16 protein-coding genes are annotated in these 17,996 nt (G+C 44.0%); 1 reads left to right on the top strand and 15 read right to left on the bottom strand.

Going from position 1 to position 17,996, the window contains the following annotated elements:
• Nucleotides 1–3: 3 nt before the first annotated feature.
• The 6 genes from ASG02_RS13585 to ASG02_RS13560 all read right to left on the bottom strand — a co-directional run bounded on the left by ASG02_RS13585 (nt 4) and on the right by ASG02_RS13560 (nt 5,824).
• Entirely contained in the window at nt 4–630 is a 627-nt protein-coding gene (locus ASG02_RS13585; protein WP_056064300.1) for a sugar transferase, read from the bottom strand.
• A 19-nt stretch (nt 631–649) separates the two neighbouring features.
• Nucleotides 650–2,500: a nucleoside-diphosphate sugar epimerase/dehydratase gene (locus tag ASG02_RS13580; protein WP_082478705.1), complete on the bottom strand. Its 1,851-nt coding sequence runs from the start codon at nt 2,498–2,500 to the stop codon at nt 650–652.
• A gap of 36 nt (nt 2,501–2,536) precedes the next feature.
• Complete coding sequence (gene galU, locus ASG02_RS13575; protein ID WP_056064355.1) at nt 2,537–3,427, bottom strand: UTP--glucose-1-phosphate uridylyltransferase GalU; 891 nt, start codon at nt 3,425–3,427, stop codon at nt 2,537–2,539.
• Between the two features lie 195 nt (nt 3,428–3,622).
• Nucleotides 3,623–4,387, bottom strand: a complete 765-nt coding sequence (locus ASG02_RS13570) for a tyrosine-protein phosphatase (protein ID WP_056064297.1) — start codon at nt 4,385–4,387, stop codon at nt 3,623–3,625.
• Nucleotides 4,388–4,398: 11 nt separating this feature from the next.
• Entirely contained in the window at nt 4,399–5,097 is a 699-nt protein-coding gene (locus tag ASG02_RS13565) for a CpsD/CapB family tyrosine-protein kinase (protein WP_056064294.1), read from the bottom strand.
• Nucleotides 5,090–5,824 carry a YveK family protein gene (locus ASG02_RS13560; RefSeq protein ID WP_056064290.1) on the bottom strand — a complete coding sequence of 245 codons (735 nt, stop codon included), beginning with the start codon at nt 5,822–5,824 and terminating at the stop codon, nt 5,090–5,092. Before ASG02_RS13560 ends, ASG02_RS13565 begins: the two co-directional genes overlap by 8 nt.
• Nucleotides 5,825–6,023: 199 nt before the next feature.
• On the opposite strand from ASG02_RS13560, the gene ASG02_RS13555 reads away from it, so the two are divergent.
• Nucleotides 6,024–7,169 (top strand): hypothetical protein, encoded by a 1,146-nt coding sequence (locus ASG02_RS13555; protein WP_056064287.1) that lies wholly within the window; start codon nt 6,024–6,026, stop codon nt 7,167–7,169.
• A gap of 41 nt (nt 7,170–7,210) precedes the next feature.
• Here ASG02_RS13555 and ASG02_RS13550 read toward each other — a convergent pair whose 3' ends face one another.
• The 9 genes from ASG02_RS13550 to ASG02_RS13515 all read right to left on the bottom strand — a co-directional run bounded on the left by ASG02_RS13550 (nt 7,211) and on the right by ASG02_RS13515 (nt 17,875).
• A complete protein-coding gene (locus ASG02_RS13550) occupies nt 7,211–8,080 on the bottom strand; it encodes an LCP family protein (RefSeq protein ID WP_235514044.1) in 870 nt (289 codons plus the stop codon).
• Between the two features lie 210 nt (nt 8,081–8,290).
• A complete protein-coding gene (locus ASG02_RS13545; protein WP_056064282.1) occupies nt 8,291–8,977 on the bottom strand; it encodes a hypothetical protein in 687 nt (228 codons plus the stop codon).
• A gap of 15 nt (nt 8,978–8,992) precedes the next feature.
• Nucleotides 8,993–9,232 (bottom strand): hypothetical protein, encoded by a 240-nt coding sequence (locus ASG02_RS15855; protein WP_235514043.1) that lies wholly within the window; start codon nt 9,230–9,232, stop codon nt 8,993–8,995.
• The gene (locus ASG02_RS13540) at nt 9,229–9,681 is read right to left on the bottom strand and encodes a hypothetical protein (protein WP_235514042.1); all 453 of its coding nucleotides are present in this window, start codon (nt 9,679–9,681) and stop codon (nt 9,229–9,231) included. Before ASG02_RS13540 ends, ASG02_RS15855 begins: the two co-directional genes overlap by 4 nt.
• A gap of 15 nt (nt 9,682–9,696) precedes the next feature.
• Complete coding sequence (locus ASG02_RS13535; protein ID WP_069201501.1) at nt 9,697–10,383, bottom strand: hypothetical protein; 687 nt, start codon at nt 10,381–10,383, stop codon at nt 9,697–9,699.
• Between the two features lie 59 nt (nt 10,384–10,442).
• A complete protein-coding gene (locus tag ASG02_RS13530; RefSeq protein WP_056064277.1) occupies nt 10,443–11,159 on the bottom strand; it encodes a hypothetical protein in 717 nt (238 codons plus the stop codon).
• A 17-nt stretch (nt 11,160–11,176) separates the two neighbouring features.
• The gene (locus ASG02_RS13525; protein WP_056064274.1) at nt 11,177–12,736 is read right to left on the bottom strand and encodes a S8 family peptidase; all 1,560 of its coding nucleotides are present in this window, start codon (nt 12,734–12,736) and stop codon (nt 11,177–11,179) included.
• A 137-nt stretch (nt 12,737–12,873) separates the two neighbouring features.
• Entirely contained in the window at nt 12,874–14,448 is a 1,575-nt protein-coding gene (locus ASG02_RS13520) for a S8 family peptidase (RefSeq protein WP_056064271.1), read from the bottom strand.
• A 127-nt stretch (nt 14,449–14,575) separates the two neighbouring features.
• Nucleotides 14,576–17,875 (bottom strand): hypothetical protein, encoded by a 3,300-nt coding sequence (locus ASG02_RS13515; protein ID WP_056064266.1) that lies wholly within the window; start codon nt 17,873–17,875, stop codon nt 14,576–14,578.
• Between the last annotated feature and the right edge of the window lie 121 nt (nt 17,876–17,996).

Below are 17,996 nucleotides of genomic sequence, written 5' to 3'. Positions count from 1 at the left end.
TATTTACTCCTTCGTACTCGCGGCTTCTTTTGATGAAATTGTTCCAGTACCACCTTCAACTACACCATCACTTTTCAACACACTGAAGATCGTTGCAATGAAACAACGTGTATCCATGATGATTCCCATACGCTTCACATAATCGCCGTCTAACTTCGCTTTGGTTTCGATTGGTAATTCATCACGTCCGTTGATTTGTGCCCAGCCTGTTAACCCTGGTAACGTATCATTCGCACCATATTTATCGCGTTCGTCAATCAAGTCATACTGATTCCAAAGTGCTGGACGTGGTCCAACAAAACTCATCTCACCTTTTAAAATGTTAAACAGTTGTGGTAATTCATCAAGACTTGTTTTACGTAGAAATTTCCCGACACGTGTAATATAGACATCCGGATCAGCAAGCAAATGAGTCGGCGTATCCTGAGGTGTCTCGATATACATTGTCCGGAATTTCAAAATGTTGAAATGACTCTTTTTCAGACCTACCCGTTTTTGTTTGAAAAAGACGGGTCCACGAGATTCAAATTTGATTGCCCCCATGATGAAGAGGAAGACCGGGATCAACACGACACACGCTACCAGCGCCAAGAAAAATCCTAGCGAACGTTTAAACGCCATATAACTCATTTGCTTTAGCTCCTTATGTTTATACTAATTTTTGTTCTTTCATTGCGACATCGTTGGCGATATCAAGTAACACGTTCCGTAGCTGAATCGGATTCAAGTGATGATTTTCAACCATTCGTAGAATCGTTTCTACTGGTTCGACCTGTTTCGTTCGTCCTACGAAAATCTTCGGATAGATTGCTTCCGGATCGACCTCTCCATCTTTCAGCAACTCCTCATACATCTTTTCACCTGGACGAATGCCTGAGAAGACGATTGGCATCTCATCTTCCGTAAACCCACTCAATTCAATCATATTCTTCGCAAGATCGACGATTTTAACAGGTTCTCCCATATCAAGTACAAAGACTTCTCCCCCATCCGCTAAGATTCCCGCTTGGATGACAAGACGGCTTGCTTCGGGAATCGTCATGAAGAAACGCGTCATTTCTGGATGAGTCACGGTGACTGGTCCACCTGCTGCAATCTGTGACTTGAAGAGTGGGATGACCGAACCTCGGCTTCCTAAGACATTTCCAAATCGGACGACAGCGAATTTCGTTTCACTTCGTTTTCCTAAATCCTGAACGATCATCTCGGCAATTCGCTTCGTCGAACCCATGACGTTCGTCGGGTTGACTGCCTTATCCGTCGAAATCATGACAAACCGCTCGACCTGATGTAAATGAGCAACTTCCGCAACGTTTTTGGTTCCATACACGTTGTTCTTGACTGACTCATACGGATTTGCTTCCATTAATGGTACATGTTTATGTGCCGCTGCATGGAAGACGACATCTGGTCGATGCTGCGTGAAGATATCTTCTAATCGCATCCGATCTTGTACATCTGCGATAACCGGTACTAGATTGATGGATGTCTGCAGGGCACGTAGTTCCCGTTCGATCAAATAAATGCTATTTTCTCCATGACCAAGCAAGAGAAGCGTCGTTGGATTGAACTGAATGATTTGACGACAGATTTCTGATCCAATCGATCCACCTGCTCCCGTGACAAGAACCGTTCGACCTTCGATTTCTCCTTTTATACCGGAGATATCCAGTTCGACAGGTTCACGTCCGAGTAAATCGGCAATCGAAACGTCCCGAATCGCGTTGACCGAGATTTTCCCGGTGACGAGTTCTTCAATCATCGGCAACGTTTGAACATCCTCACAAAGTGTTTTTGCTTCCGTGATTAATTCAATCCGTCGTTGTTGCGACAATGAAGGAATTGCTAAGACGATTGCTTCAATTTTGTGCCGCTCAATGACTGCCTTTAGATCGTTCGTCGTACCAGCGACTTCGAGTCCTTGAATCATGAAATGCAGATTTTTCGGATCATCGTCTACGAATACAACTGGCTTCAGTTCATGAAATGGTGAGGCATACAGCTGTCTCACCAATGCTCGCCCTGCGCGTCCAGCACCGATGACGAGCGTCCGTTTCCGAGACTTCACCATCCGTCTTGGCAGCGCATATTTGCGCCAGTGCTGACCGACACCGAGTAGCCTTAACGTGACACGAATTGCTCCTAGTAACAAAAGACTGATTATAAAACTCAGAATCGTGATTCGTTCCAATACTTGACCGAACATCGTCAATTGAACTATCACGAGTCCGATTGAACTAAGAGCTAGTGATAACGATAACGTCATCGCTTCCTGTATACTTGCATACTTCCAGTTGACGCGATACAACTTCATCGCAAAAGCAATGATCACGAACAGCACCGCAAAGATAGCCGCTGACTGTAACAAGGAACGGCTATCGATGGTTTGAAATAATTCCTTCGGATATAAGAAAAAATAAGTAAATCCCATTGCGATGACGAGTGCGATTGCGTCTAAACAGGCCAGTGTGATCGTTCGGATATAATAATAGATCTTCACTACCTTTGGTCTCCTCTCTCCTGTATCAAAGTATCTTTATACGAGTGAAGATTTCGCTTCATGCATAGCTAATAATTCTTTCATCATGGCTGCGACCTCTTCGCTCAAATCCTCACGGTTCAACGCAAATTCAAGTGTCGTTTGGATGAATCCTAATTTTTCGCCGACATCGTAACGCTTTCCATCAAATTCGTAAGCAAAGACACGTTGCATCTCATTCAACCGTGTGATTGCATCCGTCAATTGGATTTCTCCACCTGAACCTTCTTCCTGTGTTTCCAAGTATTTAAAGATTTCTGGCGTCAACAAGTAACGCCCGAGAATCGCTAGATTAGAAGGTGCTGTTCCTGGCGACGGTTTTTCGACGAATGATTTTACTTTATGTAACTGGTTCGAGATACTCGTTCCTGGATCAACGATCCCATAACGATGCGTATCCTTATCTGCTACCGGTTGCACACCGATGATCGAGCTGTTCGTGATCTCGTATTGCTCAATCAATTGACGCGTACATGGTGTCTCTGCTTGAACGATGTCATCGCCGAGCATGACGACGAATGGTTCATTCCCGACGAATGCTTTCGCCTGCAAGATCGCATCTCCTAGACCTTTAGGTTTTGACTGACGAATGAAATGAATATTGATGTTCGTCGTTGCCTCAACTAGATATAGTAATTCTGATTTATTTTTGGAAATCAGATTCGCCTCAAGCTCAGGAACAGAGTCAAAATGATCTTCAATTGCTCGTTTTCCTTTTCCAGTGATGATCAATATATCTTCAATCCCTGATTCTACAGCTTCTTCAATGATGTACTGAATCGTTGGCTTATCAACGATTGGTAACATTTCTTTTGGCATCGCTTTCGTAGCCGGTAAAAATCGTGTACCTAATCCAGCTGCTGGAATGACTGCCTTTTTTACTTTAATCATGAAAAACACTCCTATCAAATGAATAAATGGCTACCAATTTATTATTAGTATTCCAATCTTTATGTAAAATACAATACCATATACCTATTACGTAATTCCATAAACTTTTCCATATATTCATAATGTAAGCGTTAACATAGAAAAAAGAGAGTGCTAATTCACTCTCTTCTCTATTCTTTACAAGTCTTAATGTTACTTCCAGTGCCCTTTCCAATTCTTTTCGATTGGACTTGGTGGATTAATGGTAACCATTTGATTTAAGAATACCGCTTCATTGTTTTCATAGATTTCTTCAAATAACCAATCATCTAGCGTCTTCTCGAGATACGTTTCACACTGCTTCCAATAGAATGGGCGCTTCTCGATATGATGGGCGTCTGAAGCAACAAGGTGCGCTAATCCATTTTCGAGTAGAGCAACTGCAAATCGTTGGACATCTTTTCCGTATTTACCGACCAAGCTTGCACATGTCACTTGGCTGATTGCGCCGTTAGAAACAAGCTCAAACAATAAAGACGGATTTTGAATGATTGCTTTGTTTTTCTCCGGATGCGCAATGATCGGTACAAAACCATCTGAAATCAATTCTGCGAATACCTGTCGAGCATACGACGGAATTCCTGTTGACGGAAACTCAATCAACAGATAACGCGAACCTGAGAGAGGCAAGGCTTTCCCTGCCTCCAGCTCTTCCATCAACTCACCAATCAATCGAATCTCATGACCTGGATAGACAGTTAACGGAATGTTGCGTTGATTTAATAACACATTGAATTCATTGACAGTCAACTTGACATCGACATCTTCTGTCTCAAATTGAGGATGATAGAGATGCGGTGTCGCGATAATACGCGTAATACCCTCTTCGACAGCTTGTTCTGCGAGTTGAAGTGCGTGTTCGACACTCGCTGGACCATCATCGACAAGAGGCAGTATATGACAATGTACGTCAATCATGATTAGTTCCCTCACTCATAGGAATAGTAGTATTGATATGCCGAATCATCCGTCAGTTCGCGGCGATTTAATACGACGCCCAGAATTTTAGCTTCCGCTAGTTCCAGTTGTTCTTTTGCTTTCAGAACGCGTTGGCGATCTGATGTCGTACAACCAACGACTAGGACGACACCATCTGTCAGTTTCGATGTAATACGGCTATCCGCCACCTGTAATAAAGGTGGTGCATCGAAGATGATGATCTCGAATTCCTCTCGTAGCTGTGAAACGAGATGTTCCATTGCTCGTGAAGATAATAATTCAGCCGGGTTCGGTGGAATCGGACCTGCTGTCAGGATCGACAGATTCTCAATTTTTGTCGGTAAAATCGCCTTGTCTTTTTCCGCTTGGCGCGTTAGCAGACTAGAAAGCCCTAGTCCATTTGCTACCTTGAACGTGTAATGAACTGTCGGACGACGCATGTCCGTATCAATGATCAAGACTTTTTTACCTTGCTGGGCATAAGCGACCGCTAAGTTCGAAGCAGTCGTCGATTTCCCTTCGCTTTGCGTCGCAGACGTGACGAGAATTGCTTGAATTTCCTGATCGACTGCCATGAACTCGATGTTCGTGCGAATCGTTCGGTATTGCTCGGCTACAGGAGACTTTGGCTGTGTAACAGTAATCAGCTTTCGCGCGTCTTTATTCATCTTGTTGTTTTTCTTAGCCATACTGTTTGACCACCTCTCGCTTACTTGCCTTTTTTGCTGAAGTCTTGAAAATCTTACTATCGATATCCGGGATACTTCCAAGGACCGGGAGATCGAGGATTTGTTGAACTTGCTCTTCTGTCCGAATACGACGATCCAGTACTTCACGCAGGAACGCAAGACCTACACCAAGTAAAAATCCGACGACAGCAGCAATCGCTGTATTCAAAAGAATATTCGGGCTGACTGGTGTCGTAGGGATGCCAGATACTGAAAGGACTTTAACGTTATCGACATTCATTAATTCTGGAATGTCTTCACTGAACACATTCGCGATTGAGTTCGCGATATTCGACGCTAATGCCGCATCCGTGCTTTGAACAGAAACGTTGATGACCTGAGAGTTTTGTTCACTTTCGACCGTGATCATATTATTCAATGTCGTTAAATTAGTTGGAGCGTTTGAGACTTCTTTTTGAACTTTCTCTAAAATAGCGGGGCTTTTAATGATGACCCGGTATGTATTGACTAATGTGACAGACGACTGAACTTGTGAGGCGTCAATGACTTCATTTTCCTGTTTTTTCGGTGTGACGAGGATTTGTGTACCTGCTTGATACGTTGGGTCGACTAAAAAAGTACTGACTGCAAAAGAAATGACTGCAGCAACAATCGTTAGCGCAAGGATACGCCAAAACGATTTCCGTAAAATCGAAAACAACTCTTGTAAACTAATCGTTTCATTCATGGCTTGATAATTCTCCTTTATTTTTCTAATTCACTGGCTATTTTTCATCAACTAGAAAATAGTATAACAAATAAATGGGAAATGGTTGATTTTTTTTTAAGAAATTCCATATGTTTTTTTATAAGTTTGCGTATAATGAAAAGTGGATTGTAATTATTTTCATTCATTTCCCTATCCATACACAGGAGGAATCGTTTTTATGCATCGTTCACTACAAGTACTCCAGTACTATACATCTCATTCACAAGAAGACATTTCTCGCTTACATCAGCGAATTCAATCAAGTCTTTCTTCAACTGAATCGTTGACAGATACGATGATCCGGTTGACCGGTAATCCACCTTTGGTTCCATTTAAGGAAGACACCGTCACAGTAGCGGAATGGAATGCTTTTTTACAAGGAAAGCACCATGATGAACTCGCTGACTTCTTAGCTTTACTCGTTTCAAGACCACTCCTTGAAGAAGATGGTCCGTTACCGGCTGAAGAGGAGGAAGAATTACCTGTACTATCAAGAAGTTATCGGGAAACGTCCTCTCGGCGAAAGCGTGATGAATCAAGTACACTTCATTCAAAAAAGAAACTTCCTTGGGGATGGCTCGCTTTGCTTCTTCTTTGCTTCTTATTAGGCGCTACTGGTACATACGTGTATTCGAATTATTTCGTGGCATCAAAGTCCACTCCCGAATCCACTGTCGAAAAACCCGTTACCGTCAACGAATCCGAGACAAAACAGAAGAAAAAAGAAAAAGCAACTCCAAAAGAAGAGGCAACGACGCTATACATTAATCAACGAAACAGTAACATTTATACAGATGAGAGCATGACGACCGTCTTGTATGAAGCAGATTTTGGCGATCAGTATCCGATCGTGAAGAAATTAGACGGTAACACTCAAGTCAAAGTGACAGATCAATTATCTGGTTATGTCAAAACAGCTGAGACGACAACGAAGTTAACGGGTGATCCGATTACAGACGAAGCATTAGTATCGTGGGTAACGGATAATTTAAATACTCAATTCGTCGAAGGATCGATCACGGATCTGATGGGAAAATCGAGTGAAGACCTCACAGCTTCTTTTGGTCCACCGAACCGGACATACCAGGACGATGTACATTCCTATCTCTTCTATGCCACACATTTTTTCATTCTTGATCAAAATCGAGTCGTCGCGATTGATTGGACAGACACATCGATTACGAATGATCAGTTAGCTAATCTCGCTCCCTTGCAACTCGAAACAGACACAACAGGGCTCGTCACAAGTAATTCCTATCGCCTACAGCGATTCGCAAAGGATGGTACGGTCAGCCGCGTCCGTCTGGCAGAGCAATCTTTCTAAATCAAAAGCACCGGATCCGTTAGGATTCGGTGCTTTTGTGTTTACTCGAGGCCCAGTGAATAACGAAGTGCCGTTTGTGTCTCTTTAAGAGAATCATCTGTCGGGTGCCAGTAGTAGATTCCATCTCCTTCTTTACCGCCTGCCCCCTCAAGCTTTAGATTCTTTTGATTACGGAACGCATCCATGTAATCGAAGGCAAGTGTCCGCATCGGTTTAAACGAGACGTTCGTTTGTGCATTTTTACCAACGACATCCATGATCGCGTTGAAGTTACTAACTGATACATCAGATGAAAGCTTGTTAGCGACTTGAGCGATGACTTCCCGCTGACGCATTTGACGACCGAAGTCACCACGTGGATCTTCGTAACGCATCCGTGTGAATTTTAAAGCTGAATCACCATCCAGGTTAATCTTACCAACCGGGAAGTGCGTCCCACCTACTTTAAAATCAAGATCATTATTCACGGTTACCCCGCCGACAGCATCAACCAGTGAAGTGAATCCTTGCATATTGATTTCCGCGTAGTAGTTAATCGGAATATTGAGGAATTTTTCGACTGTCTTGATTGCCATTTCCGGTCCCCCGAATGAATAGGCATGGTTGATTTTATCGTTCGTTCCGTGACCGACGATATCGACCTTCGTATCACGAGGAATACTAATCAAGCGACTTTCATTTCGCGTTGGATTTAACGTCATGATCATGATCGAGTCACTACGTCCCCGTTCTCCTGGTCGCTGATCGACGCCTAATAGTAAGACGGATACCGGTTTTTGCTCGTCGACGATTTTATCGCCTGTATTTTTAACCGGTGATTGGATTTTCTTAACTGTCTGGTCGACTTGATAATATGTATAACCAATGAACCCACCAATACCGACGACAAGAACAAGTGCGATTAACAGCATAATCCTTAATGGGGTCCAGCGTTTTTTCACCTTACGTTTTTTCTTTACTCGCTCCAACTGTTTCCATTCCCTTCTTTACTTTGCTTCTTACAACTATCGGATTTTATTATACAAACTTACAACTCATTATAACGATTTTTTTGAGTAATTTGTCAAAAACGGGAAAAGATGAAAAAACAGAACCCCTCTAGATCCTGTTTTCTTGAAATATCATAATGTAGTTTCAACATCTACGATATACTGTTTTTTATCGATGTCATAGCTCAAAATAACCATTTTTCGTTTTCCATTTGCTGTTGGAAATACGTAAGTTTTCATTGATCCTTTAACCATAAGTCCTAAGTCTAATTCTTGTTTAGTTTGAACGGAAGTCCAGTCCACATTATATAGAGAAGTCCATTCACCTAATCCCTTACCGGAGAGAATATTGTCTAATTGTTTAACAGTCATACCTAATTTAATCTTTGACCCCTTTGTTAATTTCATCTTACTTTCTCGATAACCAGATTTAGAATCATAACGTGTTAGACTCAATCCCTTATTAGTTAAACGATATAAGGATTCCTTTTTCTTTGTCATGAACGTTAAAGCTGTATTATTCAAATACGTATTATCATTCAGAAAAGAATACCCCTTTACTTTGCGCCCTTGAGATGTAGTAGTCATATTCTCCTTTTTCTTAAATATGGTCGAGCCATTCTTTTTCGTCAGTTGCTTCTTATAGTCTTTTCCATAGATGACCTTTGCTGCTTGTTCAATCGTCATTCCTGTCTTTAACGCTGTATAACGATCCGTTGCTTTCGTTTCGTCTTTTGTCGTAGCCGACGCTACGCCTCCGAATAAAGTTGTTCCTGCGATTACTGTTGCTAAGGCAACTTTTGTGAATGTCATTTTCATGTTCCTATCCCCTTTTTAGAATGTCTCGTGATTTTCAATGACGTAGGTTTTCTTTTTCGTGTCATAGCTCATCTCAACGTAAACGCGTGATTTCGTTGATTTTTGGAAGATATACAATTTTCCTTTAAACGCTTCAATCTCATAGGCTTTGATTTCTTTCGCACTGAAGACGCTTCGTGCATCTTCCTCAAGCAATCCAGCCCATTCTCCAAGACCAGAACCTGAAAGTACAGCGTCGAGTTGTTTCTCCGTCATTCCCGTCTTGATCTTAGCGCCGCGTTTAACTTCCTTGTACTCTCTCGGTATTCGGAATATGTATTCCGTGCCATTTCGACTTGTTTCGAAATAAGACGATATACAGAATCGTTCTTTTTCGTCATGAAACCGAGCGACATCAAAGTCGGAGGAATCTTTGCCTTCTGATCATAGATTTCGTAATAAATTTCCTTACGCTTCTCTTCAACGTCCTTAAACTCTTCTTTCGTCTTCAACACTTGTGAGCCATTTTTAGTCGTTAATTGTTTTTTGTAGTCTTTGCCGTATAAGACTTTTGCGACCTGCTCCATCGTCATACCTGCTTTTAGTGCCGAATATTGATTCGTAGCCGCTGTCTCGACTTTCGTCGCCGCCGATGTCGTTCCACTAAAGAGTGTTGATCCCGCGATGATTGTCGCCACTGTGATTTTCATGAATGTCGTGTTCATACTTTATTCTCCTTTTTAATACTGACTATGATCTTCGACACGATACGCTTTCTTTTTCGTGTCATAGATGAAAAAGATGTATTGCCATTTGTTTGTTGCTGTCGGAAAAACGTATGATTTTGTATGAATGATCGTCGCCTTCCCTGCTTTGACTTCTTTTTTTCGAAGAACAGATGTCGTATCGACGTGACCGAGTGTTCCAAATGCCCCGAGCCCTTTCCCCGTTAGTAATCGATCAACTTGTTGCTCTGTCATCCCGTTCTTGATTTTCGCACCTTTGATCAGTTTACGATCACTCGTCCGAAATCCGGCTGCCGTGTCACGCTTGAACTCCATTTGTTTCATCGTCAGCCGATACTTCGTTCCACCTGTCTCCGTCATGAACATCAGGACACCGATTGCTGACGGGAATTCCACTTTTCGATTTACGAGATCATAGAGCAGTACGTTCCGATCCCATTCCTCCATCTCGATCTCTGTGTTCAATCGTAAAACTTGTGAACCATTTTTCATCTTCAACTGCTTCTTATATGTCTTTCCATAAAGTACTTTTGCGACTTGCTCCACCGTCATACCCGGTTTTAAAGCATGATACTGTTTTGTGGCGATCGTCTCGGCTTTTGTTGCTGCCGAGACCGCACCACTACCAAGCAAGCTAATTGCCATCAGACAGACAATACTTACCTTGATCCATTTCTGCATCGGTTCCACTCACTTTCCATTCTTAATGCAATTTTCGTTTGATGACGGGACTTACTTCATTAAAACTCAGGAGCTGTATCATTTGGTCCCACTGTACGAATATTATCTACGACAAATTTTTTTCGTTCTTTATTGTAAGCAAATTGAACTTCTTTCCACTTATTTTTTTGTGTAGTCGGAAAGACATAAATCTTAATCCGATCTAATTCTTGAAATTCTCGACGAATTTCTTCTTTAGAGTAGCCTGACGTCGTATCCATATTTGCAACAGCCGTCCAGTGACCTAGTCCTTTACCCGAGAGCATCGCATCAATCTGTTTTTCCGTCATCCCATTTTCTGGTTTCGCACCTTTTTTAAGATGATGTGTACTTTCTCGGTAACCCGTCTTCGACTTCCGCTCGATGAACACGGCTTTGATGACCAATCGATAGACGTTACTTCTTTTCTTTGTCATGAAATGCAGGACAAGGCTTGGACCTTGCTTCACGGAGCGATCCTCCATCACTTGAATCAATTGCTTATGCCCTTCTTCGACTGTTTCGTCATTGATCGGCACGCGTAAAATCGTCGGCTGTCCTTTACGATATCGAATGTGTTTTTTGGCTTCTTTTCCATAAAGTGTTGTAGCGACCTGCTCGATTGTCATCCCATGCTTTAAGTCCTTATACAATTCTGTTAAGCGCGTTTCTTCTTTAGTTGCTGCAGATGCTGTATCTGGAACTAAAACGGCTATTGCAAGAAGGACGATCACCATCACTTTTCCGAGTACTTTCATCGTTTGATCCCCTCTCTTTATTTCACGAGCTGAACGGCACGATCAGCATTCAAGCGACCGTATCCGTACGTCGTGTCACGACCTTTTTTGCCGAGGTCCTTCGCTGACTTACGAAGAATCGATTCGACGTCCGTCACTTTGATACTTGGCTTCAAGCTATAGAGGACACTCGCGACGCCTGCGACATGCGGTGTCGCCATCGATGTGCCGCTCCAGAAGATGGATTCGCCGTCTTGTAAGTAGCTCGCGATGTCTTGCCCTGGTGCGACGAGATCCAGTCCTTCGCCGTAGTTCGAGAACGATGCTCGTTTATCGAATCGATTCGTCGCCCCGACTGAGAAAACATATTTCGAGCGTGCCGGATAGGACAGTTTTGGTGCACCTTCATTGCCAGTTGCTGCTGCGACGAAGATTCCTTTCTTACGCGCTTCCGCTAAGGCATCTTCAATCGCCAGTGAGACACCGCCACCACCAAGACTCAAGTTGATGACTTTCGCCTTTTGTTTTACGGCGAACAGAATGCCTTTGGCGATATTCGAGTTCGACGCATAGTTATTGCGCGAGATGACTTTGATCGGAATGATGCTCGCCCGATCATTGATTCCCGTCATCCCGTAACCATTGTTCGATGCTGCGGCAATGACACCGGCGACGTGTGTACCGTGTCCATGATCGTCATAAGCGAGCTGGCGCTTATGAACGAAATCGTATCCGAGATCCATCCGGACGCGTCCAGCGAAATCTGCATAGGTCGGATTGATGCCCGTATCGACGACCGCCACGCGAACGATTGAACGTGACTTATTCGCAATCCGCTTGACCATCGCATGATAACCGATGTCCGCTCCCTTGACACCACCGCGTTGTCCGGTATTTTTTAACGCCCACTGGACGGACTGGAACGGATCCGTACTGAGTAACTTCATCGGTTGATCGAGTTCGACGTACCGGACACCCTTCGTTTTTTCGAGTTCGCGTTTGGCTGCCATCGCTTGGATGAAGCTGTTGTAGGAGAACTTTTCAAGACGTAACGCACTGTCGATCGTTTCGTGATCAGTGGCCCGTGACGTCTGTGACAACGTACTCGCTTTCGTCGCTCCGTTTAGACGGACGACGAGACTCGTCGCTTGTCCGGTTGCTGCTGATTTTGTCGCGTATTCCCGAATGGGTTCGAGGCGTTCGAGTTTATAGGGAATCGTAAAAGCTTTGTTCTTCGCCCCCGTCACTTCGATGTATTGTCGCCCACTCCACGTCAGTGGGAAAAAGAGTGTCTTTTTACTATTCGCATACCGCGCATACGGGTCTTTTTGTTTGTATTCCGTCTGCGACGTGTAAACCGTCGCTTTTTTGGAAGCATCAAAGGCGAACTTCAAGTGTGTTCCGCCGGCAAGATAGGTTTTGGTATCGAAATAGAACAACGCTTTCCCACTTGCATCGAACTTCCCTTTGATATAGCCTTTTTTCGTTTTCGCTTCGATGGCTGGTACTTTTTTAGCCGTTGTCGCCGCTTCCGTTGTATCCAACGTATATATATTAAACGCACTCACGAGGAGAGCGCTGACGATGATCTTTTTCATATGATTTCACTCCTTCATTCATGTATCCTTTTTCATTATAATGGAAAAAATTGATTTTTCTAGTTCTTTTCACCTCCATCAATCAATGAATGGACCGAAAAAAAAAAGCCCTGTCAGCACAGGACTTCTTTAATGATTTAAGGAATCAGTTTGACGGCGCTATCGGCGTTCAACCGACCAGCACCATAGCTCGTATCATAGCCTTTTTTCCCAAGATCTTTTGCCGATTTCTTGAGGATGCTTTCGACACTGCTTGCCTTCAAAGACGGCTTCAAACTGATCAAGAGACTCGCGACACCAGCGACGTGTGGCGTCGCCATCGAGGTTCCGCTACCGTACAGCAACTCCCCATCTGCGAGGTAGCTTGGAATCGAGACACCCGGTGCGACAAGGTCGAGTCCCGTCCCGTAGTTCGAGAACGAGGCTTTCGTATCTTTTCGTCCTGTCGCCCCGACCGACAAGACATATTTCGAACGAGCCGGATAAGCAATCGTTCCACGCCCTTCGTTCCCGGAAGCCGCAACGATCAGGATATTCTTCTTGACTGCTGCTGCTAACGCTGACTCAATCGATTTCGAAGAGGAACTTCCACCGAGACTCATGTTGATGACCCGGGCACCTTGTTTCGTCGCATGCTGAATGCCTTTGACGAGTCCTGACACTGAACCAGCCCCTGACTCATCGAGGACCTTGATCGGAATCAACGTCGCCATCGGACTGATGCCAGTCATTCCATATGTGTTATTTCCTCCAGCTGCAATGACCCCAGCGACATGCGAGCCATGTCCGTTATCATCCCAGGCGCTCTTATCGCCATTGATGAAATCATAGCCAAGATCCATGCGGACTTTCCTTGCGAAGTCGGCGTAACTCGGATTGATACCAGAATCAAGGACCGCGACTTTGGTCGCAGATAACTTTTTACCTTTGATCCGTTTTTGCATGGCGACGAAACCGATATCCGCCCCTTTGAGACCTTTCTTTTGCCCCGTATTCTGCAAGGACCATTGATATTTCTGATAGGCATCGACTCCGAATGCTTGAATCGGTGCATCGAACTCCGCGAACGCGACAGCTGATGAGCGTTCGAATTTCTGTTGTGCCGCTTTCGCTTCCGCGTAGGAAGCATAGACGAGTCGCTCGATTCGAAGCTCGGACGCGATCGACTCGACTTTTGCGGCGCCGAAGGATTGCGCTCGCATCGCACCGGGGCGCGTCTGTACGAGTAGCGCCGGTTTGACCGATTGAACGGCTGCTGTCATCGATTCCTCGATGGGTTCGTAACGAGAAATGTAGGCGGGAACAGAATAGCGGTCGCCCGGATACCCTTCGAGTACTAAGTACTGTCGTCCACTCCAACTGAGCGGGAAGTAGAGTGTATCATCTGTGACTTGGTAATAACGATTGTAGACCCGTCCCGCTTCGGCGTCCGCCTTGCTCGCGAACATCGTCCCGTACGTGTTGTAATCAAGCTCGAACTCGAAGTGTGTCCCTTTCGCCACAAAATCCTTCGCATCAAAATACCAGACCGCTAATCCCTTTGAATCAAATCGTCCGGTTAAAGCACTCCCCGCTTGTTTCGAGAAAGCTGGTACTTCTTTTGCTTTCGCCAAGGTCGCAGGACGAATCGCCTCTTTTTTCTCAATCGCATTGACCGGTACTGTACTAAAGATCAAACCAAGTGCTAGGCTTCCCGCTATCCATGTTCGCATCATCGTTCCTCCCTCTAGGTCTTTCTTACCAATACCCTGATTAGATGGAATTATGTGGAATATAACAAATCATTGATGTGAATCAAAAAAACCTCCTCCTACCGAAGTAGAAAGAGGTTCACATTCCTTAGTTCAATCCGAGAAGAACAGCTTTCTCGTAACCACCAGTCAAGACAGAGTTGTCATACGACTGAAGATCTTTATTGACGACGATGACGTTCGACAACGTTTTCAGCGTACCAGCTGGGACTTTGATCTTCACGATGTCCAGTCCGTTCGATACGATGTCATCTGAGTCAGCAAGCGAAATTGTTGTTCCGACCGGAAGTGCTTTTCCGTTCAGGACATAATTCGCTGTACTTGTCGCATCGTACATACCAGAGTACTGAACGCCCTCTGTGAATTTGATGCGAATGACATCTTTCTCGTTTTTCTCATTAGCAGTGACCTTAAGGATTTCAAATGGTGATAAGACTGGTGTTGGTGGTGTTTTCATGAGTTTGAAATCATGTGTCGCTGTCGCAACTGTGTTGCCGACATCATCCGAAAGTGATTTGACGACGACTTTCCACTCTTCACCGTAACCTTCCATGTCAACAAGCTTTTGTAGATTCTCGTTTGCTGCGACGCGGAAGTTTTTGTCTGTTGTATCCGTGTAATTAAGGACCGAACCATCGATTGTAACGATTTTTCCGTCTTTGTTTTTACCAATGAATTCAACAGATGTCTTCGGAGGTAAGACTACACCATCACTATTAATGAGTGGCGTGTTGTACTCATCGAGATCGCGGATTTTAACAGGCTCACTCATCATAACAACGAAATCATTACTTGGCGCTAAGCGATCGATCGTGTTAATCTCAGCACTCTTCAAATCTGGTGAATTAAGAGGAGACCCATCATAGTTCAAATCAAGTACGAGTGCGTCATTCTTCTCTCCATTCGCTTCAGCCTGAATCGCATCTTTCGCGAGTGTGATGCGGAATTTATCGTTGTAGTAGTTTTCTTTCGTATTGACGGTATCATAGATTTCCGTCCAGTCCTTCATCAACTCGATGACTGCTTCGCCAGTCTCTTTGTTATACGACGTGACATCGACATATTTGCTGAAGTCTTCATATTTCTTCGTATTCGAGTTGTAACGCTCAAACTTCAATTCATTATCAAGCAATGCTAAGATGTTCGCTTTTTTAAGACCTTTACTGAACATGATGCGGAATTGTTCAGGCGACTCAACTACAACACCAGCTGTCGGTTTAACCGTGTCTGCTGCAACAGTGAAGTCAAGGTTTTGAGTCGTACCGATATTCGTTTCATCAGAAAGCGCTGCATAGTCGTAAATGCTTGATACTTGAAGAGAGTGTTTACCCGCTGCGAAGTAACCTTGTTTAAGACCTGGATAGTTATCTTTTAAAGTGATTTTGACTGTATCGCGGCGATCGACACCCATTTTATTATCAAATCCATAATGGAGGACGTCGAAGTACTTCTCGCCGTACTGACCGTCGATTTTGAAATCAGCCGTAGCAACAGATTCAGAGAATTTCACTTCGAGTTGATTCAACCCTACAGCCTTAACAGAAGTGACTTCAGGCTGACGAGCATCTGTTAACTTGAAGCTTGCTTTTGATTTGACTTCTGTATCCGTGTTGCTCGTGATTTTCGCTGTCAGCTTAACGACTGCGTTATCTTGGAGTGGTGTTTCTTTGTCCAAGATCAACTCGAATGCTTTTGGATTCGAAGGAACTGCTTTGATACCGATGACACGTTTTGTTCCCTCAAATTGTTCGATTTGGATGTTATCGTTTGCGAGGTAATCTTCTTCATGAAGACCTTGCATGATTTTATCGAGTCCAAATGATTTAAGCAGAAGTTCACGTGAGACCGCTTTATCAAGGAAGATCGTTACGCGATCTGCTTGGTTCGACTCAGCTGCAAGAACATTGATCATCTCAATTGGAGCAGGCGTCACAGCGATCGTGCTGAATTTGACTTTCGTTTCTCCAGCAATCTTACCGATTAGGTTTTTGTAATCGCCAGCTGCCGTTTCAATGATTTCTGCTTTGATGATTGCTTCGATATCTGTATTACTGAATTCAGACGTCAACAGAACCGTCGCTTTACCGTCCTGGATCGTGACACGATCTTTCGCGAGAGCACCGAATGATGTCGACAATTTCAAGACGATATCATCTGCATTTTTATCGACTTCACCAGTCGATTTGTTTTTAAGAGCGAATGTCACTTCCGTGTTATCTGCTCCGTTCGCAACGATTGTCGAAGCTTTTGGTGATACTTCTAGCATCCAAATATCTTCAACACTTTGTGTCATGAAGCTAAGCGAACCGAGATCCTTCGCGACGCCACCGACCATGATCCCTTTCGCGTCAACTGAGTAGTCTTTGCCATACTCGAGTCCTTCCACTTTAAGAACTGCTGATTTCTTGTCTGGGCTAAGTGTCGCGGATTTAACTGTCGCACCTGCGATTTTGAAGTTGTCTGCTGTGACAGAGTCAACGGCACGCGAGAATGAAACTTCGACTCTCTCTTTGCCGATTGCTTTTGCTGAAGCGAGGACTGTGCTTGCAATCGTGAAGTCCATCGCAGCTGATTTGACAGCGCCGACTTTGACGACATAGCTGTGTGTTCCTTCTGGAATACCACCTTGCGATGCCATGAACTTCCCTTTCGAGAGCGTTCCTTTCGCTACGATTGGTGTAGCTGACATGTTTTTTCCTGGGTAGATCAAGAGTTCTGCCTTCGCGCCCACTGCTGGGTACATAACGTCTGCTTTGACTGAAAGCTTCTGATCGTCAACGCTTCCCATGACGTTCGAGATGTTTGCTGCCTTAACTTCGTAGTTGATGTAACCTGTTACGACAGAGTTAGCACCTTTGTACGTGTAAGCTAATTTATATTTGCCTGCTTTTGAAGTCGATGGAGTTTTGAGGTTGAACTTGCTAATTGGGCGCTTGACGATGATACCTGATTTGTATTGAACATTGATTGTGCTTGGCAATTGAACTTTTCCGCCAACAGCAACCGGTTCGAGGACTGGTTCGATGATATCTACGACATAGTTTTGAAGTTCGACTTTAAGAACTGCTTTCTTCGTCGTACCGGCTACCTTACCGTAGAGAACTTGGTATTTGTTGATGTATTTCTTTTCGAATTTGACAGAACCGCTCCATTTGACTGAGCGCATCTCATACTTGCCGTTCGAAAGTTTGACTTTGACTTTCGTCGGAAGCGTCAATTTCTTGACTGCGTATTTCGAACCACCTGCATGTTTCATCAAGATTGGAGAGATGTATTTAACCGAGACCTTCGATGCTGCATCAGCAGCAACCGGAGCTACGACAGACGCCGTGACTGCAAGCGCAGCTGCAGCAGCGTACAATTTGTTCGTTTTCTTCGAATAACCCATGTTTACTATTCCTCCTCTTTTCTAACAAATCAAAAGCGAAAATCCCAATTTTAAATCTACAATATAAGTAAAATATAGAAATATTTTACTTTAGAGCAGTCAAAAAATTCTTTAGTCGTCT

Source organism: Exiguobacterium sp. Leaf196 (assembly GCF_001423965.1).
Classification (GTDB): Bacteria; Bacillota; Bacilli; order Exiguobacteriales; family Exiguobacteriaceae; genus Exiguobacterium_A.
The sequence above is the reverse complement of the archived record's forward strand: the minus strand, read 5'-3'. Positions and strand labels throughout refer to the sequence as shown.